Here is a 21978-nt window from a genome sequence, read left to right as displayed (position 1 = left end):
GGAGAAGTTACTGGCGGAGCGCTTGGCGCTGGCTCTATGCATCGGATAGCCGCTTTGCCAGGGGGATGGGATCCTTCGCAAGGCGGGGTCGTTTTCCTGGAGCAGGATCCGGCCCCCATCGTTGTCCTGTCGGCAGCCGACACGGATCTGACGGCCTTGAGCGCGGCGATGCGGCTGCTGCCGGCTGATTTTCCAGCGGTGCGGGCGGCCAATTTGCTGCAGTTGCAACAGCCCCTGAGCATCGACGACTACGCCGAGAAAGTGTTGCGGCGGGCCCAGGTGGTGCTCCTTCGCCTTTTGGGGGGAAGGGCCTACTGGAGCTATGGCCTGGAGGTGGCCAAAGAGGTAGCGGCAGCAGCGGGATCCACCCTGATTGTGATCCCTGGGGATGACCGCCCCGACTGGGATTTGGTCAGCCACTCCACCGTGCCCCTAGCGGTGGCAGACCGGGTGTGGCAGTACTGGCTGGAAGGGGGGGCGGCCAATGTGGCGGCCTGCTTGAAACTCTTGGCCAGGGAGTTCCTGGGGCAGGAGTACGCCGTGCCGGAGCCGCAGGTGCTGCCCCGCCTGGGGATCTACTATCCCCCCCTGCCCAGGGATCCCCACGCCCCCAAGGTAGGGATCCTGCTCTACCGGGCCCATGTTTTGGCGGGGAATACGCAGCCCATAGATGCCCTGGCCGAAGCCCTGCAGGAGCGGGGGTTGCAGCCGCTGTGTCTTTATACCTACAGCCTGCAGGAGCCGGACTTGCCCCAGGCCATGCGGGAGCACTTCGGCGGCCAAATTGAACTTTTGTTGAACACCACCAGTTTTTCCCTCGCTCGGCTGGAGAGCGAGCAGCCCGATGTTCGCCTTTGGCAGGAGCTGGATGTGCCGGTTGTGCAGGTGGTCTTGAGCAGCGGGTCGCGGGAGCGCTGGGAGAACGCCACGCGAGGCTTGGGGGCGCGGGATCTGGCCATGAACGTGGTGCTGCCAGAGGTGGACGGGCGCATCCTCAGCCGGGCCATCTCGTTCAAGACGGTTCAACAGTGGGATCCCCGCCTGCAGACGGAGATCATGGCCTATGAGGCCGTGCCGGATCGGGTGGCGTTTGTGGCCGAGCTGGCGGCCAACTGGGTAAAGCTGCGGCGCACCCCTGCCGAGCAGCGCCGTCTGGCCTTGATTTTGGCCAACTACCCCAGCCGGGATGGGCGGCTGGCCAATGGGGTAGGGTTGGATACACCGGCAAGCTGCGTCGAGATCCTCAAAGCCCTGGCGCAAGCCCGCTACCGCGCCTGTCCACTGCCCCAGAGCGGAGATGAGCTCATCCGCTGGCTAACCCAGGGCCAAACCTATGATCCGCTGGGATCCCTACGCCCGGCGCGGCAGGTGCTGCCGGCTGCCCTCTATCGGGAGTGGTTTGCCCAGTTGCCTGCCGCTGTCCAAGGCGATCTGCTGCGGCAGTGGGGGGATCCGCCTGCCCACGACATCCCCATTGTCGGCCTGCAGTTGGAGCACGTTTTTGTCGGGATCCAGCCGCCGCGGGGCTACGACCGGGATCCCTCTTTGAACTACCACGCTCCGGATCTGGTGCCACCCCACGAGTACCTGGCCTTTTACCTGTGGCTGCGCCAGGTGTTCGGCGTCCACGCGGTGGTGCATGTGGGCAAGCACGGCAACCTGGAGTGGCTGCCCGGCAAGGGATCCGCCCTTTCCGCCACCTGCTACCCAGAAATTGCCCTAGGGCCTCTGCCCCACTTCTATCCTTTCATCGTCAACGACCCCGGCGAAGGATCCCAGGCCAAGCGGCGGGCCCAAGCGGTGATCCTCGACCACCTCACCCCGCCCCTGACCCGCGCCGAGCTCTACGGCCCCTTGGCAGAGTTGGAGCGGCTGATGGACGAGTACTACGAGGCCCAGCAGATGGATCCGGGCCGCTGCCCCCTGATTCGCGCCCAGATCCAAGAGCTGGTTCGCCGAGAGCAGCTGGACTGGCAGTTCAACCTGGAGAAAGAGGAAGACTGGGGCCGCCTCGATGGCTACCTCTGCGAGCTCAAAGAATCCCAGATCCGGGATGGGCTGCACATTTTTGGCCGCACCCCCACTGGCGAGCAACTGGTGGATCTCCTGTTGGCCCTGGCCCGCTACCCGGGCGCTGGCCAGTTGGGCCTCACCCAGGCCATTGCCCGCGACTGGGGCTGGGACTGGGATCCCCTAGCCGTTGACCTGACAGAGCCCTGGCCGGACAAACCGCCGGCTTAGTTGCAAGAAAAGGCTCGTTGTCTCGATCCCCAACCCCCCTCTCCCTCTGGGAGAGGGGCCGGGGGTGAGGGGTTGACGTTTTAATAGCGAGTTAATAGCGAGATTGGAAGTTGCGCCGCCGCTCGCCGCCGTTACCAGAGCGGAAACCGGAGGTGGGGCGTTCTTCCCGCGGGCGAGCCTTGTTGACCTTGAGGTCGCGGCCCATCCATTCCGCGCCATCCAGAGCGGCAATGGCAGCCTGCTCTTCGGCCTCAGAGCTCATTTCCACAAACCCAAAGCCGCGGATGCGGCCCGTCTCGCGGTCGGTGGGGATCTGCACCCGCTTCACAGAACCGTACTCGGCAAACACAGCGGTCAATTCCGCTTCCGTCACCTTAAAGGAAAGGTTACCTACATAAATCGACATCGACGATCTCCGAAAGAGAGAGGAACAAGCGAGATATTCGGAGAGCCGTCTGCCAATACAAAACGTGAAAACCCGTCCAGACCGGAAGAACCGAACGCTACAACCGACATTTATCTCGAGCTAAGCCTTATCGTAACACAGAGATGGGGAATGGCCACTGCAATTTCGCAAAAATAGCCGGTGCCATTAAGCTCGAGGCTACGAAAGTCGGCTGCCCAGGGCAAGAGCCGCCAAGGAGAGCGCTCCCCACTGCTCTAGCCCAACTTTTCCATGCGGGCTTGCAAAAGCTGCATCTGGGCCTCCAGCTCCGCCAGTTGCTCGCGGCTGGCCTGCACCACTTCGGGGTTGGCCCGGCTGAGGAAATTGGGGTTCTCCAGGCGGGCGCGGATCCCTTGGGCTTCTTTTTCCAGCTTGGCCAGATCTTTTTGCACCTTGGCCCGCAGCGCCTCCACATCCACCAGCCCTGCCAGGGGCACCAGCACCTGCACTGTGCCCACTACGGCAGCCGCCACCTGCTTGGGATCCCTGGCCAGGGATCCCGTGATTTCTAAGGACTCCACCTTGGCCAGCTCGCGGATGTAGGCCTGGGCGGTGGTGAGGATCCGCTGCTCGTCCGGATCGGCGGTAACCAGAAAGGCGGCGATGGTCTGATGCGGCTTAAGGCCAGCCTCTGCCCGCAGGTTGCGCAGGCTGCTGATGGTCTGGATCACCAGGCCAAACTCCCGCTCCAGTTGCGGGTTAACCCAGCTGGGGTCGGGGGTGGGATAGGGCTGGACGGAGATGGAGGTGGCTTGGTTGGCCTGGGTGAGGAGTTGCCAGACTTCTTCGGTGACGTGGGGCATCCAGGGGTGCAGCAGCCGCAGAATGGTCTCCAGCACGGTGGCCAATACCTGCTGCGCCGTGCGCTTGGAAGCGAGGTCTTCTCCCCGCAGCCGGGGTTTAGCCAGCTCGATGTACCAGTCACAAAAGTCGTCCCAAATCAGGGAGTACAAGAGCCGCGCCCCCTCGCCCAGGCCGTAGGCTTCCAGCTCTTCAATAACCTGGGTGGCCGTGGAGTGCAGCCGCGACAGGATCCAGCGATCGGCCAGCTCCAGCGCCTCCGGAGCCGGGGATCCCAGTTGGGCGGGGGTTTGCCCCTCTAGGTTCAGCAGCACAAAGCGGGAGGCGTTCCAGATCTTGTTGGCAAAGTTGCGGGCCGCCTCGACGCTGGCGCTCTCGCCGGTTTTGCGGTCGTAAGCCAAGCGGATATCCTGCCCGGCCCCCACCACTTCCCTGACCAGAGCGTAGCGCAGGGCATCGGTGCCGTACTTGTCCAAAAGCTCGATGGGATCGATGCCGTTGCCCTTGGACTTGGACATTTTCGCCCCGTGCTCGTCCCGCACCAGGCCGTTGATGTAGACATCTTTGAAGGGGATCTGGCCGGTAAACTGCACTCCCATCATGGCCATGCGGGCCACCCAGAAGAAGATGATGTCGAAGCCCGTAGACATCAGGGAGGTGGGGTAGTAGCGCTTGAAGTCCTCCGTCTCCTCCGGCCAGCCCAGCGTGGAAAAAGGCCACAGCGCCGAGCTAAACCAGGTGTCCAACACATCGGGATCCCGCTCCAGCCGCTCCACGTCGGGGCCGAACTTCTCCCGCGCCTTGGCCCACGCCTCTTCGGCGTTGCGGGCCACCACAAAAGCCTGCGGATCCTCAGGGAGCTGGCCGTCGATGACCGGATACCAGGCCGGGATCTGGTGCCCCCACCACAGTTGCCGCGAGATACACCAGGGGCGCAGCTTCTCCAGCCAGCCCGTGTAAACCTTGGTCCAGCGCTCCGGAATAAAGCGGGGGTTGTGGTGTTCCCGCTCCTCCTGCAAGCAGCGGGCCGCCATCCCGGAAACATCGCAAAACCACTGAATGGAGAGCAGCGGCTCAATGGGCACACCCCCGCGGTCGCTGTAGGGCACGCTGTGGGTGTACTCCTCCACCTTCTCCAGCAGGCCGTGCTCAGCAAACCACTGCACCACCTTCTCGCGGGCCACAAAGCGATCCAGGCCGGTGAAGGGATCCCCGTTCTCGTTGAGGGTGCCGTCCTTGTTGAGAATGTTGATCAAGGGCAACTGGTGGCGCCGGCCCATCTCAAAGTCGTTGGGGTCGTGGGCCGGGGTGACCTTGACGCAGCCAGACCCAAAGGTGGGATCCACATACTCGTCGGCGATGATGGGGATGAGGCGATCCTTGATGGGCAGCCGCACAAACTGGCCGATGAGATGGCGGTAGCGCTCGTCTTGGGGGTGGACCGCCACGGCTGTATCCCCTAGCATCGTCTCCGGGCGAGTGGTGGCCACCACCAGGTACTGGCCGGGATCGGCAGCCAAGGGGTAGCGGAAATGCCAGAGGTGGCCCTTGACCTCTTTGTTGTCCACCTCGATGTCGGAGACTGCTGACTGGGTGGCCGGACACCAGTTGACCAGATACTCGCCCCGATAGATCAGCCCTGCTTCGTAGAGGCGGACAAAGGCTTCCGTAACTGCCCGGCTCAGGCCCTCGTCGAGGGTAAAGCGATCCCGCGTCCAGTCCAGCGACAGGCCCAGCCGCCGCAGTTGGCTTTTGATGGTGCCCTGCGATTGCTCCTTCCAGGCCCAGGCCCGCTCCAGAAAAGCCTCGCGGCCCAGCTCAAAGCGGCTCTTGCCCTCCTGGCGCAGTTGGTTTTCCAGGATGGTGTGCACGGCAATGCTGGCGTGATCCGTGCCCGGCAGCCAGAGGACGTTGTAGCCGCGCATGCGCTTGTAGCGCACCACCACATCGGGCAGGGTAAAGGCAAAGGCATGGCCCATGTGTAGGCTGCCGGTGACATTGGGCGGGGGCAGCACCATGCTGAAGGCTTCTCCCGGCGCCTTGGGATCCGCTACGTAAAACCCCTTTTCCTCCCAAAAGCGCTGCCACTTCGGCTCGGTCTCAAAGGGGTTGTACTGGCTGGGCAGGTGGGCGAGGGAAGGTGCAGCAGTCATGCAGAATCCAGGCCAGGCTTGTTAAAGGACTACCCTATAGGTTAGCAGGCTTACTTTAAGCCGGCGGGCTCTTGCTAGGGATCCCTCTTGACCTTGTAGTTAGCTATAGGGTTTAGGCTGAGAGAGCTTCTGGAGAGAGGGAATCAACCGGGCATGTCTGAACTGCTGCGGGTGGGTCAGGTAGCCGAGAAACTGGGCATCACCCCCCAAACCCTCTACTTCTACGAGCGCCTGGGGCTCATTCCCAAGCCGCGCAGGACGGAGGGGGGCTATCGCCTCTACGGGGAGCCTGAGCTGGAGCGGCTGGCTTTCATCGCCCGCGCCAAGGCTTTGGGACTTACCCTAGCCGAGATCAAGGAACTGCTCTTGCTTCAGGAGAATGGGCAGGCTTTGCCCTGTTGGCAGGTGTACGTAAAGCTAACCGAAAAGCTCAGACAAATCGATAAGTCAATTGCCCATCTGCAGGAACTCAGAGGGGAGTTGTCAACACTCATTGAAAAGTGTCAACAAAAATTTTCTGAGCAAGAGAAAAGCTCTTCTTGCGCCATCTTTCAACAACAGCTTGATAACTCATGACAAGAGAACCCCTTGTACCATTTTCTGCTAGTGCTTGGCAGCCCTTGTGCCCAAGAAGTGGGGAGCAGGGGATCTCAATTCAACTGATTACCCTGAAGAGCCTGCTATCTCCTCCAGCTTTGGCACAATTGGATGCCGACAGCAGCTATGCGTTTTGTCGGGATCCCATTTGTCCTGTTGTTTATTTTTCTGAGCAAGGTCAGAGCTTTGGGGTTGACGACCTCAAGGTTCCAGTCTTTCAAAAAGAAAGTGGCGAGGACGTGCCCGTCTGCTACTGTTTTGGCTGGACGCGCCAGCGCATCCGGCAAGAGCTGAAGGGATCCAAAACGCCCCAGGCCATTCTGGAGGAAATTGCCGCCCACATCAAAGCCAAGCGCTGCGGCTGCCAGGTCAACAACCCGCAGGGGTTTTGCTGTCTGGAAAATGTTAGGCAGTTTATCTCTGAAGTGCAACAATGAAAAGCTCAGGAACAAAATAACTCGGACCTCTGCCCGCAACTCTAGCTATCTCAAACCCAGTTGAGAGTTTTGCCGCCGACCCACAGCTCCGCGCTGCTATCGCAATACCCTCAGCCCTGAGAGATGCGGCTAAAGTATGTCAACGATTGAAATAGGCGCTAAGCCACTCCAGGCATTGCATAAAGTAAAACACCAGGGGCCCGGTAAAGACGTAGCTATCTCCCCGATCCAAAATGCCGCCGTGGCCGGGGATGAGATCCCCGGAATCCTTGACGCCGGCATCTCGCTTCATCAGCGATTCGGTCAGATCCCCCAGCAGGCTGGTCAGCCCAATTAAAAACCCCAACACCCCGCCGCTCAGCCAGCTCCACGGCCACTTGAGGTAGTAGGCTCCCGCCACAGCCAGGGCCATGCTGGCGGCAATCCCCGCTACGGCCCCTTCCACCGTCTTCTTGGGGCTGAGGATGGAGAGCTTGGTGCGCCCAAAGGTCCGCCCACAGAGATAGGCGGCCACATCCGCTGCTATGACACAGCCGATGGCCAGCAGCGTAATCCACAGTCCTTCCCCAAGCTCTTGGGAAAAAGACAGGGCCCTGACCCGGATCCAAAAGCTGGGCAACAGCGCACAGTAAAACAACCCCAAAATCGAAGTGGCAATGTCGGCAATGGTGGCCACCTTGGGCTTAAAGAGCAAATAAAAACAGATGATGGATCCCGCCACAATAAAAGCAGGGCTGGTCCATTCCGGCTTTGCCTGCTGCAAAAACACCAGCACCTGGCTAGACAACATGGTGGTGCGCATGGCCGGCGCATTGCCCTTGGCCTGCACCAGGCGGAAGAACTCCAGTTGGGCCAGGAAAATGATCAGCCCCATGGCTGCTGTGAAGTACCAGCCCCCTAGCAGGGTAACCGTCAGGGCAAACAGGACCGCCGCAAAACCGCTAACCCAACGGGCTCCCATAGGCACACCCCGTCACGTTGGTTGGCCAAAGACCTCCTGCCCGCGGCTCCAGGTCAAAGTCCACGCCGAAGGCAGAAGCAGCCCTCAGCCTTGCGCTCTTGGTGTTTAGGATTTGCGTCTGCGCGATGAAGTCCTGCTGCGGCTGCTGCAACGAAAATGCCTCTTGCCCTAGCCTTCCAGTTTACTCTTCTTGATCCCAGAGGAACCCCTCTCTGGAACTGGGATCCCTACCTATCCCTGGGTTGGGGGCTTCAGATGTCGCGGAGCATGGGATAATTGAAAAGCTGCAAAAATTGGTTACCCTCGACCCGATTCCAGCATGGTTCAGGAACTGACGTCCCCCGTGGCTAGCGCTCGCATCTCTGCCGAAGAAGCCCGCATGCTCTACGAAGACATGGTGCTGGGCCGCCTGTTTGAGGACAAGTGCGCCGAGATGTACTACAAGGGCAAGATGTTCGGCTTTGTGCACCTGTACAACGGGCAGGAGGCTGTGTCCACGGGGGTGATCAAGGCGCTCAAGCCCACCGACTACGTCTGCAGCACCTACCGGGATCACGTGCATGCCCTTAGCACCGGGATTCCCCCACGAGCAGTGATGGCGGAGCTCTTTGGCAAGGCTACCGGCTGCAGCAAGGGCCGCGGCGGCTCGATGCACCTGTTTTCGGCAGAGCACAACTTTTTGGGGGGCTATGCCTTTGTGGCCGAAGGGATCCCGGTGGCGACGGGAGCAGCGTTTTCGGCCAAGTACCGCGGCACCGACCAGGTGACCGTCTGCTTTTTTGGGGATGGGGCCTGCAACAACGGCCAGTTCTATGAATGCCTCAACATGGCCGCCCTCTGGAAGTTGCCCATCGTCTACGTGGTGGAGAACAACTTCTGGGCTATTGGCATGGCCCACAGGCGTGCCACTTCGGTAACCGACATCTACCTCAAGGGCCCCGCCTTTGGCATGCCCGGCTACCAAGTAGACGGTATGGACGTGCTGGCGGTGCGGGAGGCAGCCCAGCAGGCCATTGCCCGTGCCCGCGCCGGGGAAGGCCCCACCTTGCTGGAGTGCCTCACCTATCGCTTCCGCGGCCACTCTTTGGCCGACCCCGACGAGCTGCGCAGCCCGGAAGAAAAAGAATTCTGGCGGCAGCGGGATCCCATCAAACGACTGGAGCGCTACGCCTTGGAACACAACTTGATGACTGAAGCGGACTTCCAGGCCATTCAGGAAAAGGTGAGCGCCGTGATTGAGGATGCCGTCCTTTTCGCGCTGGAAAGCCCTGAGCCTACCCTGGACGAGTTGCACCGCTTCGTTTTCGCTGAAGACGAGTAGATCCTGCTTGGTTCCCAGTGTCGAGGGAGTGCGGGGGCCCAACTCCGCGCAACTTTCCACCCGGGCTGCCATCGCCGCTCCCTTGGCAATCCTCCCGGCTTAGCCTCAGAGAAACCTTCTCCAGATCTGCGCAAGAGCGCAGATCTGTAAAAATCGCTTTCCATTTGTTTACATAGCTTCATATCATTGGGGTATCGAGCATGAGTATTTATTCCCGGTCATGAGCAATTCTCTTGAGTTTCCCTGGCTGTCGGCCCTGGTGCTCTTGCCGCTGCTGGCAGCCTTTGGGATCCCCCTGCTCCCCCAGAGCCGCTGGGCGCGTTGGTATGCCCTCGCTGTGGGGGCTTTGGATTTGGGCCTGATGGTCTATGTCTTCGGGCAGCGCTACGACCTGCGGGATTTTTCGCTGCAACTGGCGGAGCGCTACGCCTGGGTTCCCCAGATTGGGTTCCACTGGTCGCTGGCGGTGGATGGCCTCTCCTTCCCGCTGGTGCTGCTGTCGGGCTTGATTACGACTTTGGCGATCGTGGCGGCTTGGAATCTCACCCACAAGCCGCGTTTGTTTTTCTTCCTGCTGCTGCTGATGTACGGCGCCCAGGTGGGCGTGTTCTTGGCGCAGGATCTGCTCCTGTTTTTCTTGATGTGGGAGATCGAGCTGGTGCCCGTTTATCTCCTGATTGCCATCTGGGGTGGGCCACAGCGCCAGTACGCCGCCACCAAGTTTATCCTCTACACCGCTGCCGCCTCTATTTTCATTCTGGTGGGATCCCTGGCGATGGCCTTTGGCAGCGAGGGCTTTAGCTTGGAGATGGCAGAGCTGGGGGCCAAGTCCTATCCGCTGGCTCTCCAGATCTTGGCGTATGCAGCTTTCCTAATTGCCTTTGGGGTGAAGCTGCCGGTCTTTCCGCTGCACACCTGGCTGCCGGATGCTCATAGCGAAGCCTCGGCGCCCATTTCCATGATCCTGGCCGGGGTGCTGCTCAAGATGGGGGGCTACGGCCTGATCCGCCTAAACGTGGGCATCTTGTCGGAGGCGCATGTGTACTTCGCGCCAGTGCTGGCGGTGCTGGGGGCAGTGAACATCGTCTACGGAGCCCTGGCCGCCCTGGGGCAAAACTACCTCAAGCGGCGCTTGGCCTATTCCTCCATTGCCCATATGGGCTTTGTCTTGATCGGCATTGCCGCTTTTACGGAGCTAGGTCTCAACGGCGCCCTCTTGCAGATGATCTCCCACGGTCTGATCGCTGCGGTTTTGTTCTTCCTGACGGGGATCACCTACGAGCGCACCCACACCCTTGCCCTCGACAAGTTGGGCGGGTTGGCTAAGCAAATGCCGAAGGCCTTTGCCCTGTTTACAGCAGGATCCCTGGCCTCGTTGGCGCTACCCGGAATGAGCGGATTTGTGGGCGAGCTGACGGTGTTCTTGGGCTTGATCACCAGCGATGCCTATGCGCCGACCTTCAAGGCAGGAATTGCTCTGCTGGCGGCAGTGGGCATTATTCTGACGCCCATTTACTTGCTCTCTATGCTGCGGCAGGTGTTCTATGGGGCTCAGGATCCCGGCTTGGTGTTGGAAGACTACCTGGGCGATCTGCGCCCGCGAGAAATGGCGGTGGCTCTCTGTCTGCTGTTGCCGATTCTCGGCATTGGCCTCTACCCGCGGCTGGCTACCCAAACCTACGACGTTACAACGGTGGCGGTAGCTGCTCAGTTGCGCAGTGCCCTGCCGACGGAAATTGTGCAACGGCCCCTCCTGCCGGTGCAACCGGCTCAGGTGGCGGCTTTGCCCCCGACAGATTAGGGAGCATCGGGATCCCCGCTTCTCTCTATTGGTCTCGCCTTGAACGGAAGAGCTGTTGCTTGAGAAGTTGCTTACCTCAAGTTTCAGCTCTTCTTTTGTTTTTTTAGCTTGCTTTAACTTTCGAGTTGGACTCGTGAGTGAGGATGTTTTGGGCTGGAATTCCCTTCTAACCGACTCTCCTTGGGCTGTCAATCCTAGCGAGGATCAGAATGAATGGAGTTGTGCTCGCTCAGATTGAGCTGCACCACCAGCCACCAAAGGGTAACGTCGGAGTAAGTTGCCCGCCGCTTCAGCCGGGAAATGGAATGAACCGGATTTTGGCTGTCGATCATCCACTCCGAAGCGATGATTTGGCTCCGTTGCTGAGCATTCATTGCCTCTCCCCCTTCGCAACTGCTCAAGACTTGGAATAGCTAATATTTAGGATGGCGAATTTGTAGGGGAGCGTGTGAAAAAATATATTACGCAGGGATCCCTAAGGACAGCTAACTTTCTTAGCAATTGGGATCTCGACGGCTGCTCAGTTGAGGACCTACTGGCCGAGGAGCCCAAAAAACTTTGCAAAAGATGAAAGATTGAGCAGGGAGATTTGTCTTTGTCTTTACAAGTCTTAAGACCCAGAAAAATTCAATTCTCTCCTTCTCTGCCAGCCTGGAAACATGGGTCTTCAGCAGGGATCCCTCCCTAGGAACCGGCGGCCAGCCGATCCCAAATCTCCTCGTGGGAGAAGCCTTTGCGCACCCATTCTTCACAATTGTGCAGGCGCTGGGCGGTGCCGATGAGGAAGCGGTTGAGGTCGGCCCCCAGGGACTCGCAGGTGGTCTGCACACAGACTAGATCCCGTTCCGAGAGCAAGGAGAAGAGGCCGGCCAGCATGCCCGCCTCCAGATGGCCAGCCGGCTCCCGCCGCGCAGACAGTTCCTCCGGCCTAAGGCTGGCACGAGCAGCCAGGGCAAAGCCGGAGTTGCGGATCTTGGCTTGAACCAGGCCGCGGTCGGCGGCGGAAAAATCCAGCTCCAGGCGGCCCCAGCCGTGGGTGGCCCAGAGATCGCTGAGGGCATCGAGGAAGATCCCCATCGGCAATTCCTGCAACGGCTGTTGGTAGTAGCGGGAGAGTTCGTCTTCAATGCGGCGGAAAAACGCCTCTCCCCACTCGCGACCACAGTTGTAGAGGATGACGCGGGTGGCTTGGCCGGTTTCGTAGCGCAAGCCGGCGTAGATGGCTTCCAAGAGGGGCATGGGAAAGGCCGCCAGGCGGTATCCTCCCCGGCTGTAGAGCAGGCCGCTGTGGATGTCGGGGCGGATGTAGTAGGCAGGGCTGAAGCAGTGGCCGGGCAGGATCTGGTCTTGCAGGAGCTCTTGCAGGGTGGTCATGGCTGTCCTCTGGACTCTAGTTGACCAGCATCGACTTGGCCAAGAGCACGTAGGGGCGGATGGACTCGCTCTCTTCGGGGCCGAAAACAGCGCTGAGGGAGTCGAGCATCAACTTGTAGGCGGGCTGGCACTGGTCGCGCATCTTGAAAGATTTCAGGATCGTCTCCAGCCAGTAGAGCAACTTATCCCGCAGGTAATCCTCGTCATTGAGCAGCATAGCCAGGCAGCAGTAGCGCCACACCATGATCAGGTCGCGGCGGCAGCGCTCCCAGGCCAGGTGCCCATGTTGGCGGGGCAAATTCGGCATCATCTGTTGGAACTTTTCCATCACCCAATCCACCAGCTCCTGCTCCTTGGCCTGCAGGACTTGATACAGGCGGACTCGTTTGGGGATCCCTTCCACGTAGGCGTGTAGGGTTTTCAACTCATCTGGGCGCAGATAGCGACCCTCGCTTTGCTGCATCAGCTCGGCCACGCTTGAATTCATCAGCATCATCGGGAGCCTCCGTTGGCTGGTCTTACGCGAACATTTCCATCAGGGTAGGTGCCGGTTCCGAGGCCCCTTCTGCCTTGGCTTTAGGCAAAGGGGCAGAAGAGGGATCCCCAGTAGCCCGCAGGAGTTGCCAGTAGGGGGCAAGCAGTTCCCATTGCTCTGCTGACAGGGATCCCTGCACCACTGCACCTAGTTGATCCAGCGCCTGCGGCAGCCCCAAATACTGTTCCATCGCGCCAAGGGTCCCCTGCTGCAGAGGGGTGGGATCCCCCAGCAACAGGCTCAAGCCCAGGGAGCGCAGGCAGAAGGCCAGTTGCCGGGCCAAGAGGCGCTGAGCGGGGGTAAGAGAGGATTCTGCCCCGCCGGTGTACCCGTGCTGTTGCAGAACCTGCTCGATCCACGCCCGCTCTTGTTGTTGCAAGACTTGGTAGAGATCCAGCCGCTCTGGAAACGAGAGGGCGTAGCGGATGAGATCTTGCAGATCGTCGGGTGTCAGGTAATCCCCTTCTCGATCGGCAATGCGCTCCGGCCAAGGGCGAAGGTCGTTCATGGGTGAGGTCTCCTTAAAAAACGCGATACGAGTCAAAAGATCGAGCGGCTCGAGGAAGCAAGGCCTAAGTTGGGGCCAAGCAGGGCTAAAGCAAAGCTCCGCCAAACAAAGCGGCAAAATCCTCAAGGGTAAAGGGATCCTCTGGCGGCAGCTCTGGGCGCAGGCAGATGCCCGACCAATTGCAGCCGGCAAAAACACCGACTGGGCCAAAAGCAGGGACGCGCCGAACTCCGGCAACACTTCTGAGGAGAAAAAGGTCTGGACTGAGGGACGGTTATCCCAATTCAACCCTTGCAAAAAAACTGCTAGCGGTTGCCCTAAGTCCAGATTGGGGTTGAGGTTGGAAGTAAGCATAGGCATCCTCCCCACAATGCCGAAGAGAGGGACTGCAAAAGCCACAGGCAGGCCTCACAGTTGGCGCAAACGCTGCTCGATCTCACGGGCGCTGGCCCCTTCGCTCATCCAGAAATTGGCGGCATCGATGCGCTCTTGGCTGCCCAGCAAAAACTTGCAGTAGGTTTCGCCCATTGCGTAGCACTGGATCTCGATGCAGGCCAGCTCACGGGAGGTCATGGCAGAGAAAAATCCGGCAAACAGCCCGGCATAGAGGTGACAAACCGGTTTGCCCACGTCGCCCAGGGTGCGGGCCACCATCGAGTCAAACAGGTTGATGAACAAGAACCCTTTTTGTTTGGATTCGGTTTCCACCTCCCACTTGCCCCACCCTTGCGCCGTAAAGGGCCACCACCAGGTCTCCAGCAAAAACAAAAGGTTGGACTGCTTGACCCCAACCCCGTACTCCCGCTCGTACCACTGGGAAAAGTGCTGGGCATCGCGGACGCCCCACTCCTTGCCGATGGTGTACATCACCGCCGCAGAGGCATCGCCCACTTCCCGCTCTAGGCCGGCCTGCAGGCCGACAATGAAGTCTTCGCTAAGCAGCAGGTTTTGGGTGTTATTCCAGTCGATAATCGTGCCTTGCTCTCGGTTAAAGCGGAAGAAATCGCGGTAGCTGTAGTGAGCGTGCTTGTCGCGGCCCACCGGCATGGTGACTGCGGGACGGGGATCCGATCGAGTGGTGGTGCTAACCATGGCTTTCTCCTAAGGAGCAATCTAGACGGCAAAGTAATCGGAAAAGTCCCTAGCTTTGATGGGCTGCCTTCTTGTTGAAATTCAATCTATTGAGCCTCTAGCCTGGCCTTTTTTGCCTGTGAGCCACGGGGATTGCGCCCCCGCAGCGGCCTAGCTAAGCTGCCGCGATCCCTTAGGCCTCGCTGGTCTGGGCAAGGGTGCTGCCGATGATGCGAAAATCTTCGTTTTCCAGTTGCTTGACGGTGGAGCGAGTGATGATCTTGCCCTGCTCCACCAAAACGCGCCCCGTCCGCGGGTGGAGCAGATCTTGTTCGGCCCGCCGACCGATGAGCACTTCGATATCCCTGAGCGAGTTCACGTACATCCCCGGCGGCAGCTCCACCACCACCCCATCGGCCACCACCCGCGCCTGACAGGCCAGCCGGGAATTGCTGCGGGCGCTGGTGATTGTCTCCAGGGTTTTCGCCTCGCGGGGGGTGATGGGAGTGAGGCTTTCCATTCCCTCTTTGACGTAAACATGACAGGTGGCGCAGAGGCCGCGACCGTTACATTCCCGCGAAACCTGCAGCTCCTCCGACAAAATGGCCGACAGAAGATTGCTGTAGGTATCGACCTCCGAGACACGAGATAAAGGCTCTAGCCGGATTTGTTTAACCATAGACGGGATCCACATTAAGGGCAGACAAAAAACCCCGGCGGGCAGGATCTACTGCATAAGCAACGCAAACCAATCACAAAAATTGATTGATCCCTTCCCCTGCAGCCCCCTTGCAGGTCTACAGCAACACCTGAGTCCCCAGTCAATCAAACCAGAGCACTTCACCAGAGCACTTCAAATGATGAGCCCTGCACCTGTGACCCTGGGAGAGACTGCATTCTTTACTTAACTTATATTCTGGATCTATCTGGAGCAGGTTATTCTGGATGGAAGTGTCATAATACTTATGGAAGTGTCATAATACTTAACTACGAATAAACACGGAATTTTTTTTATCGGCTAGAAAGTTACAAAGTGAAATCACGTAAATTGGAGAAAATGACAACCCTTTCGTAAATATTTATCGCAGATCTCCCCCGGTCGTTCTGTCGGCAAGGTAAATCTTAAGTAGAACCTTCACGGTCTTTTATTGGCAATTTTGTTACAGAAGGATGTGCTGAAGTTTGCCGTAAAAGCGTATTGAGCCATTCGCTACTCTCTTGGCCATTTCTTTAAAGTAGCCCCTCGTTTTGTCTGTTTTTGTCAGTTCTGTCGATTGGGAGCTATTGCCATGGAACCACGCCAGCGGGATCCGCAAACGTTGCAAAACCTGTTGCGGGCTGCCTACCAACAGCTTTTGGAACGCCAGCCCTACCAGCACGAGAAGGCGGGAGAGCTGGAGAAGATCGAGCAGGACTTCTTGCGGGGCCGAATTGGGATCAAGCGCTTGGTTCGCCAAATTGGGGGATCCCGGCTCTACCGGCAGCTCTTTTTCAGTGCCGGCTGCAACACCCGCTGTGTGGAGCAGGCTTTTAAGCACTTTTTGGGACGGGCGCCGGCCAGCAGGGAGGAGGTGGCGGCCTATCACAACATTCTGGTGCGCCAGGGCTTTCAAGCCATGGTCAATGCCTTTATCGACTCGGAGGAATACCGCCACCAGTTCGGCAACGACCATCTGCCCCACCCCCGCCAACGGCTGAGCGGCCACCCACCTTTGGCCTACTTGCTGACAAACCAAATGCACCGGCGCCATGAGCTGGGGATGCAGGGATCCCCGCTTTTGCACAGTTTGGCGGCGATGGAAGTGGGGATCCCTTAGGCAGTGGGGCCGGGGAGGAAGTCGAGGGTATAGGCTTGGCGAACCTCCAGACCCGCTGCGCCGATCCCCAGGGCCACCATCTCCTGAAAGTAGGTTTGCCAGCGCTGGTGGGTCATGGCGCCGATCCCCAGCGTGGCGGCATCTCCACTGGTGAGAAGGCCGTAGTCTTTTAGGGCTTGGTGGGCGTAGGCCAGGAGGGCCTCGCTCATGTTGGGGTTGTCTTGGCGGATGAGGCGATTGCCGGGGCGGGGATCCTCTAGGTAGCTCTGCCAGCCCTGGATGGAGGCGGCCACAAATTTTCGCACCTCCTCAGGGTGTCGTTCGGCAAAGGGGCGGGTGGTCTCCAGGGTGGTAGCATAAGGGGAATAGCCGTAGTCGGCCAGCAGAAAAACGACGGGATCAAAGCCCCCCTCCTGGCGCACGCGGAAGGGCTCGGAGGTCACATAGCCCTGCTGGGCAGAAGACTTGTCCAGCAAGAAGGGCGTGAGGCTGAGGTTGTAGGGGCGCTTCTGCTCGTCGGTAAAGCCAAACTTGGCCCGCAAGAAAGGCCAGTAGGTGAGGTTGGCCCCTGGAGAGACCCAGATGGGCTTGCCCCGCAGGTCTTCTAGGCGCTCGATGCCCACCCCCGGATGGGCCAAAAGACACTGGGGATCCTTCTGGAAAAAGGCGGCCACGGTGAGAACAGGGATCCCAGCTTGCAGAGCCGCCAGAGCGTCGGGGCTGCCGCCGAGCACAAAATCTGCCGCTCCCCCGGCTAGCAGTTGCAGCACGTTAACCGCCGTTCCCCCCATGCGGATTTCCACCTGCAGACCGTAGTCGGCGTAGATGCCGGTGGCCAGGGCTTGGTAAAAGCCGCCGTGTTCGGCCTGGGCGTACCAGTTGGTGACCAGTCGCAAGGGCCGGGATCTGGCCGAAGAGGGGCGGGAGCCCGCTCCTACTGCTAGCAGAGCAGCTCCACTGGCCAAAAAACGCCGCCGCGGCCAAGGCTCTGGAGTTACACCGGACATAGGCAGGGATCCTCAGGCGGCCACGCTTTCAGTATCTCGCAAGTAGACCAGTTTTTCCTCAGGCTGGCCACCCCTTGGAAGAGGAGCTGTTGGGAGGCGTCTTCGATTTATATTTGCAAAGCAAGCGGGATCCCCTTCTTACAAGGGGCAAGATCGACATTCCAAGGGGTAGGGCATGGGCAAGGTGTATCTGGTGGGCGCGGGGCTGGGCGGGCGGGCGGGCCTGACGCAGGGAGCACTGGAGATCCTACGGCAGGCTGAGGCTATCTGGATCGACGAGCTGGTGGATGAGCGCTTGTTGGCAGAGTTGCCGCCGCAGGCGCAGGTGTGGCGACGCTCTGGGCCAGGAAGCCTCCAGGAGGGCATCCACTGGCTCATCCAGCGCTGCCGAGAAGGCAAACAGGTGGTTCACCTCAAGTCAGGGGATCCCTTGATCTTTGGCCGCGCTCGCGAGGAGATCCAAGCCCTTAGGGAGGCGGGCTGTCCGTTTGAGATTTGGCCGGGGCTGTCTTCGGCGCTGGCTGGCCCCTTTTGGGCAGGGATCCCCCTGACCGATAAGCACTTAAGCCGCGTTTTTGCCGTGCTGACTGCCCACGAGCTGGAGGCCTTGCCCTGGAGCGCCCTGGCCCAGTTGGATACTTTGGTGATTTTGATGGGATCCCGGCAGCGACAGCACATTGGCGCACGGCTGGTGGAGTCTGGGATCCCGGCAGACCGACCGGTGGCTGTGATCTGGGGAGCGGGGCAGGCAGAGCAACAGGTGTGGGTGGGCACCTTGGCGGAGCTGCAGCAGGAGGCGGGTCAGGCGAAGTTGCCGGGTCTGCTGGTGGTCGGGGAGGTGATCCGGCTGCGGCAGGACTTTTTGCCGGGGATCCCTCCTTTGCCTCCGCCGGCTCCCCTGGCAGGCAAGACGGTGCTGGTTACCCGTTCTGAGGGGCAATCACCAGCTTTTTGTGAGTTGCTGCAGGCCCAGGGGGCGCGGGTGCTGGAGATGCCGACCCTGGTGATCCAGCCGCCCACGAGCTGGGATCCCTTGGATACAGCCATTGCCAACCTGGAACAATTCGACTGGCTGCTGCTGACCTCTGCCAATGGAGTGCAGGCTTTCTTTGAGCGGCTGCAGCGGCAGGGGCGAGATAGCCGAGCACTCCACTCCCTGCAAGTGGCGGTGGTGGGATCCAAAACCGCTTCCGTGCTGGCCCAGTACGGCATTCGCCCGGATCTGATGCCCTCCGAGTTTGTGGCCGAAGCCCTGCTACCCATTTGGCCGCAGCCAGTGCAGGGGCAGCGCATCCTCTTTCCCCGCGTTGAGTCAGGAGGGCGGGAGGAGCTGGTACAGGGGTTGCGGCAGCGAGGAGCAGAGGTGGTGGAGGTGGCCGCCTATCAGTCCGCCTGTCCAGCAGCAGCGGATCCCCAGGTCCTGGAAGCTCTTAAAGCCCACCAGGTGGACATCCTCACCTTTGCCAGCTCCAAGACAGTACAGCATTTTGCCCACTTGATCCAGCAGGCAGGGCTAGGCCCTGAGATCTGGGATCCACCCGTGCAGATTGCCGCCATTGGCCCCAAGACGGCCGCAACCTGCAAGGCTGCATTTGGTCGAGTGGACATCGCAGCCCAGGAGTATACTTTGGAAGGATTGGTGGAAGCCCTCATCCAAGCGACCAACCGTTCTACCTAGCCTTTTCAGGCCGTTCGCGGTAGCGGTGCAGAGTACCCAGGTGCTCCTCATAGTGAGCCCCCATCAGCCAAACGGAACTCTCCTGGCCCGGCATCCCAATAGATACACCCAGACACCATGTGGCAGACGGCCAAGCTCTACGAAGACATTCTTTACGAAAAAACGGATGGCATTGCCAAGATCACCATCAACCGTCCCCACAAGCGCAACGCCTTCCGCCCCAAGACCATTGCCGAGCTGATTGATGCGTTTGCCGATGTGCGAGAGGATCCCAGGATTGGAGTAGTGCTCTTAACAGGCGCCGGGCCCCATACCGATGGGAAGTATGCCTTCTGCGCCGGCGGGGATCAAAGCGTACGGGGCGAGGCCGGTTACCTGGATGAGGCCGGGATCCCTCGTCTCAATGTGCTGGATCTGCAGCGCATCATCCGCTCTTTGCCCAAGGTGGTGATTGCCCTAGTGGCAGGCTACGCCATTGGGGGTGGCCATGTTTTGCATCTCATCTGCGACCTGACCATTGCCGCCGATAATGCCATCTTTGGGCAAACCGGCCCTAGGGTGGGCAGCTTCGATGGGGGCTTTGGGGCCGCCTACCTGGCGCGAGTGGTGGGGCAAAAAAAAGCCCGCGAGATTTGGTTCCTCTGCCGCCAATACACCGCAGCCCAAGCCCTGGAGATGGGTCTGGTCAATGCCGTGGTGCCGGTGGAAGAGCTGGAAGCTGAAGGGATCCGCTGGGCGCAAGAGATTCTCCAGCACAGCCCCTTGGCCATCCGCTGCCTCAAAGCCGCCTTCAATGCCGACTGCGATGGGCAGGTGGGGCTGCAGGAGCTGGCCGGAGATGCGACGTTGCTGTTCTACATGACCGAAGAAGCTGCTGAGGGCAAACGCGCCTTTTTGGAAAAGCGCCCACCTAACTTTCGCCAGTTTCCCTGGCTGCCATAGTTTGTTTGTTTTCATTAATTCCACTTCCCCGAAGGGAAGCGACTTGCCCCCAATTTTGTTGTTCTGGGGGAAACAGGAGGGTTTCCATTAATTCCACTTCCCCGAAGGGAAGCGACCCGCCTGTGCTGTGCGATTCAGCGGCTGTACGACCAGAGTTTCCATTAATTCCACTTCCCCGAAGGGAAGCGACTGCCTATCTACTCTTTTTACTCCTGCTCTTAGCCTTCCCGTTTCTCTGGTTGGTGGTTACCCTAGATGCGGTTCAAGTTGCTGTTGCAAAGCTCGAATTTTCTCCTAACCTATCTCTTGTGCTGCTGACCCTAGTAATTATTGAGAGTACGATTAATATCCCCCTTTATGAGAGAGTTTCCAAAGTAGCTATGGTACCTGATTTGGATCGATTGTGGACGATGCGCTTCTTTTGGGGTATTCCCTTAAGGCGAATTGAACAGAAAACGATTGTGGCGTTGAATGTCGGGGGTGGTCTGATTCCAACCCTATTGGCCATTTATCAGTTTACCTGTGTTTCGCCAATTTTGATTGTGCTTGTCACGGCTGTGGTGACAATAGTTAGTTATTATTCTGTCCAGGTGGTGCCGGGGATTGGGATTCAAATGAATGCCTTGATTGCTCCCCTAACGGCGGCGATGACTTCTGTGCTATTAACGGCGGGGTCTGATGTTGTGGCAGCACCGATTGCCTTTGCTGGCGGTGTATTGGCAACACTAATTGGGGCTGACCTGTTACACCTGCCCCAAATTGAGCGGATGACTCCAGGCATTCTTAGTATTGGTGGGGCTGGGGTTTTTGATGGTATTGCGCTGTGCGGTTTATTCGCCGTTTTGCTGACTTAGAAATTACTCAGAAATTCCAACAATTCACTTAATTGGTACATTCGGTTGGCTCGTAATTTATTCTGAAAAACGTTCTGAACAACACGACTTATCCCTAAAATTGATCCCCCATTAAGATGGTTTTTCTACCCACTCGTACAGTTCTAAATCCGTTGAGGCGCAGGAGTGACAGCCCCCACACTTCCGCTGGTGTACGGGGCGCACCCGCCCTTTGCGAATTAATACATCCAGGATCGGACGCAGGGCATCCGCATCCATTTGCCAGTGTTGACATAATTTGGTCAACGAAACTTGCCGGTGCGTTTGCAGATAACGTTGTAGGTCTTGCAAGAGCATCCCTTACCTCCCGGAGGGTACCCGCCGCAAACGGGGGCTACTGACGGCACGCAATCCCCACAAAACCCCCAACTGTACCAGCATGAGTCCCAATACCCACAACAGGGAACGTGCGGGGTGTTCATTAAAAGTCATGAACTGGTAATAAAAGGTGGCAACCCAATAGGCTAGCCCGGTTGTCCAACAAGCGATAAACACCGTCCAGCCCAGATTGGTTTCCCGATAAACCGCCGCCGTTGCCGACACACAGGGGAAATACAGCAGGACAAACAGCAGAAACGCAATCGCCGCCGTAGTACTGCCAAAGCGGGAAGCCATCTGCCCAAAGGTAGTCGTCTGCACCCCCAACTCCTCCGCCACTGCCTCCTCATCCCCACTCCTGCGGACTACCCCCATCCCCAGCGGGTCCAGCAACTGCTCCCCTAGGGCGGCAAAATTTTGGGGAATGCTGGCAACTGCTTCCTGGAGACCACCCCACAGGTCAAATGCCGCCGGTGGTTCCCCACTATCTGCCGCTTCCGCCTGCGCCAACTGCCCATAGAGGGAATTCATGGTTCCCACCATCACCTCCTTGGCAAACGTCCCGGTAAATATCCCCACCGTTGCCGGCCAATTCTCCGGTCGCACGCCCATCGGTGCAAATACCGGCGTAATCTGCCGCCCAACCGCACTGAGCAGGGAATCGGTACTGTCCTGTTTCCCAAAGGAACCATCCGTTCCCACCGAATTTAAAAAGCCCAAAATCACCACCATCACGATAATCATCCGCCCCGCTTTGGTAATAAACGCTTGCAACCGTCCCCAGGCGTGGATGGCTACCCCCTTGAGCGTGGGCAAATGGTAGGGCGGCAATTCCATAATGAAGGGAGCCGCTATCCCCTGTAGCAGGGTGCTTTTCATCACCAAACCCGTAAACACCGCCGCCCCAATACCAATCAGGTAAAGCAGAAACACCACATTTTGGGCATTTTTCGGAAAAAACGCCGCCCCAAACAGGGCATACACGGACAGCCGCGCCCCGCAGGACATAAACGGGTTCATCAGAATCGTCATCAACCGATCCCGCCGATTTTCCAGGGTACGGGTCGCCATAATGGCG

20 protein-coding genes and 1 CRISPR repeat array are annotated in these 21978 nt (G+C 59.1%); of the genes, 9 read left to right on the top strand and 11 right to left on the bottom strand.

Annotated elements, in window-relative coordinates; translation table 11 throughout:
• Nucleotides 1-36: 36 nt before the first annotated feature.
• Nucleotides 37-2241: a cobaltochelatase subunit CobN gene (cobN, locus tag SYN65AY6A5_RS08675; protein WP_099884251.1), complete on the top strand. Its 2205-nt coding sequence runs from the start codon at nt 37-39 to the stop codon at nt 2239-2241.
• 91 nt (nt 2242-2332) lie between these two features.
• Here the strand turns inward: cobN and SYN65AY6A5_RS08670 are convergent, their stop codons facing one another.
• Together SYN65AY6A5_RS08670 and SYN65AY6A5_RS08665 are read right to left on the bottom strand one after the other, a co-directional pair.
• A complete protein-coding gene (locus SYN65AY6A5_RS08670) occupies nt 2333-2647 on the bottom strand; it encodes an RNA-binding protein (protein ID WP_011429415.1) in 315 nt (104 codons plus the stop codon).
• A gap of 254 nt (nt 2648-2901) precedes the next feature.
• The gene (locus SYN65AY6A5_RS08665) at nt 2902-5640 is read right to left on the bottom strand and encodes a valine--tRNA ligase (RefSeq protein ID WP_099884249.1); all 2739 of its coding nucleotides are present in this window, start codon (nt 5638-5640) and stop codon (nt 2902-2904) included.
• A gap of 153 nt (nt 5641-5793) precedes the next feature.
• Here SYN65AY6A5_RS08665 and SYN65AY6A5_RS08660 point away from each other — a divergent pair, with 153 nt between their 5' ends.
• Both SYN65AY6A5_RS08660 and SYN65AY6A5_RS08655 read left to right on the top strand, forming a co-directional pair.
• Nucleotides 5794-6216, top strand: a complete 423-nt coding sequence (locus SYN65AY6A5_RS08660; protein WP_011429417.1) for a heavy metal-responsive transcriptional regulator — start codon at nt 5794-5796, stop codon at nt 6214-6216.
• Nucleotides 6213-6674 carry a copper chaperone Copz family protein gene (locus tag SYN65AY6A5_RS08655; RefSeq protein WP_049749709.1) on the top strand — a complete coding sequence of 154 codons (462 nt, stop codon included), beginning with the start codon at nt 6213-6215 and terminating at the stop codon, nt 6672-6674. The genes SYN65AY6A5_RS08660 and SYN65AY6A5_RS08655 overlap by 4 nt, the downstream gene beginning before the upstream one ends.
• A gap of 139 nt (nt 6675-6813) precedes the next feature.
• Here SYN65AY6A5_RS08655 and SYN65AY6A5_RS08650 read toward each other — a convergent pair whose 3' ends face one another.
• Nucleotides 6814-7635: a phosphatidate cytidylyltransferase gene (locus SYN65AY6A5_RS08650; RefSeq protein ID WP_011429420.1), complete on the bottom strand. Its 822-nt coding sequence runs from the start codon at nt 7633-7635 to the stop codon at nt 6814-6816.
• A 319-nt stretch (nt 7636-7954) separates the two neighbouring features.
• Between SYN65AY6A5_RS08650 and pdhA the strand changes: the two genes are divergently transcribed.
• Nucleotides 7955-8956 (top strand): pyruvate dehydrogenase (acetyl-transferring) E1 component subunit alpha, encoded by a 1002-nt coding sequence (gene pdhA / locus SYN65AY6A5_RS08645; protein ID WP_099812446.1) that lies wholly within the window; start codon nt 7955-7957, stop codon nt 8954-8956.
• A 220-nt stretch (nt 8957-9176) separates the two neighbouring features.
• The gene (locus SYN65AY6A5_RS08640) at nt 9177-10757 is read left to right on the top strand and encodes an NAD(P)H-quinone oxidoreductase subunit 4 (RefSeq protein ID WP_099812445.1); all 1581 of its coding nucleotides are present in this window, start codon (nt 9177-9179) and stop codon (nt 10755-10757) included.
• 194 nt (nt 10758-10951) lie between these two features.
• Here the strand turns inward: SYN65AY6A5_RS08640 and SYN65AY6A5_RS08635 are convergent, their stop codons facing one another.
• From SYN65AY6A5_RS08635 to SYN65AY6A5_RS08610, 6 genes are all read right to left on the bottom strand, one after another.
• Nucleotides 10952-11131 carry a hypothetical protein gene (locus SYN65AY6A5_RS08635; protein ID WP_011429425.1) on the bottom strand — a complete coding sequence of 60 codons (180 nt, stop codon included), beginning with the start codon at nt 11129-11131 and terminating at the stop codon, nt 10952-10954.
• 310 nt (nt 11132-11441) lie between these two features.
• A complete protein-coding gene (locus SYN65AY6A5_RS08630; RefSeq protein WP_099812444.1) occupies nt 11442-12131 on the bottom strand; it encodes a V4R domain-containing protein in 690 nt (229 codons plus the stop codon).
• A gap of 16 nt (nt 12132-12147) precedes the next feature.
• Nucleotides 12148-12618, bottom strand: coding sequence for a phycobilisome protein (locus SYN65AY6A5_RS08625; protein WP_240527736.1), 471 nt, complete (start codon nt 12616-12618; stop codon nt 12148-12150).
• A gap of 31 nt (nt 12619-12649) precedes the next feature.
• Nucleotides 12650-13174, bottom strand: coding sequence for a hypothetical protein (locus SYN65AY6A5_RS14040; protein ID WP_168173316.1), 525 nt, complete (start codon nt 13172-13174; stop codon nt 12650-12652).
• Between the two features lie 408 nt (nt 13175-13582).
• Nucleotides 13583-14266, bottom strand: coding sequence for a V4R domain-containing protein (locus SYN65AY6A5_RS08615; protein ID WP_011429429.1), 684 nt, complete (start codon nt 14264-14266; stop codon nt 13583-13585).
• Between the two features lie 172 nt (nt 14267-14438).
• Complete coding sequence (locus tag SYN65AY6A5_RS08610) at nt 14439-14924, bottom strand: 2Fe-2S iron-sulfur cluster-binding protein (protein WP_099812441.1); 486 nt, start codon at nt 14922-14924, stop codon at nt 14439-14441.
• Nucleotides 14925-15534: 610 nt separating this feature from the next.
• On the opposite strand from SYN65AY6A5_RS08610, the gene SYN65AY6A5_RS08605 reads away from it, so the two are divergent.
• Complete coding sequence (locus SYN65AY6A5_RS08605; protein WP_099812440.1) at nt 15535-16062, top strand: phycobilisome rod-core linker polypeptide; 528 nt, start codon at nt 15535-15537, stop codon at nt 16060-16062.
• Here SYN65AY6A5_RS08605 and SYN65AY6A5_RS08600 read toward each other — a convergent pair.
• Nucleotides 16059-17069: an ABC transporter substrate-binding protein gene (locus SYN65AY6A5_RS08600; protein WP_099884247.1), complete on the bottom strand. Its 1011-nt coding sequence runs from the start codon at nt 17067-17069 to the stop codon at nt 16059-16061. The two genes, SYN65AY6A5_RS08605 and SYN65AY6A5_RS08600, sit on opposite strands and share 4 nt — an antisense overlap.
• A 175-nt stretch (nt 17070-17244) precedes the next feature.
• Here SYN65AY6A5_RS08600 and cobA point away from each other — a divergent pair, with 175 nt between their 5' ends.
• From cobA to SYN65AY6A5_RS08585, 3 genes are all read left to right on the top strand, one after another.
• Nucleotides 17245-18747: a uroporphyrinogen-III C-methyltransferase gene (gene cobA, locus SYN65AY6A5_RS08595; RefSeq protein ID WP_099812435.1), complete on the top strand. Its 1503-nt coding sequence runs from the start codon at nt 17245-17247 to the stop codon at nt 18745-18747.
• Between the two features lie 117 nt (nt 18748-18864).
• Nucleotides 18865-19689 carry a 1,4-dihydroxy-2-naphthoyl-CoA synthase gene (menB, locus tag SYN65AY6A5_RS08590; protein ID WP_011432215.1) on the top strand — a complete coding sequence of 275 codons (825 nt, stop codon included), beginning with the start codon at nt 18865-18867 and terminating at the stop codon, nt 19687-19689.
• Nucleotides 19690-19696: 7 nt separating this feature from the next.
• Nucleotides 19697-19880: direct repeats of the CRISPR family, unit length 31 nt; unit sequence CATTAATTCCACTTCCCCGAAGGGAAGCGAC.
• A gap of 51 nt (nt 19881-19931) precedes the next feature.
• Nucleotides 19932-20543, top strand: coding sequence for a DUF1614 domain-containing protein (locus SYN65AY6A5_RS08585; RefSeq protein ID WP_240527735.1), 612 nt, complete (start codon nt 19932-19934; stop codon nt 20541-20543).
• A 339-nt stretch (nt 20544-20882) separates the two neighbouring features.
• On the opposite strand, the gene SYN65AY6A5_RS08575 is transcribed toward SYN65AY6A5_RS08585, so the two are convergent.
• Nucleotides 20883-21978: nucleoside recognition domain-containing protein (locus SYN65AY6A5_RS08575; RefSeq protein ID WP_276307412.1), on the bottom strand; the 1096-nt coding region annotated here is incomplete at its 5' end.

The organism is Synechococcus sp. 65AY6A5 (assembly GCF_002760415.1).
Lineage (GTDB): Bacteria > Cyanobacteriota > Cyanobacteriia > Thermostichales > Thermostichaceae > Thermostichus.
Note: the sequence above shows the minus strand (reverse complement) of the source record. Positions and strands in the feature narration are given on the sequence as shown.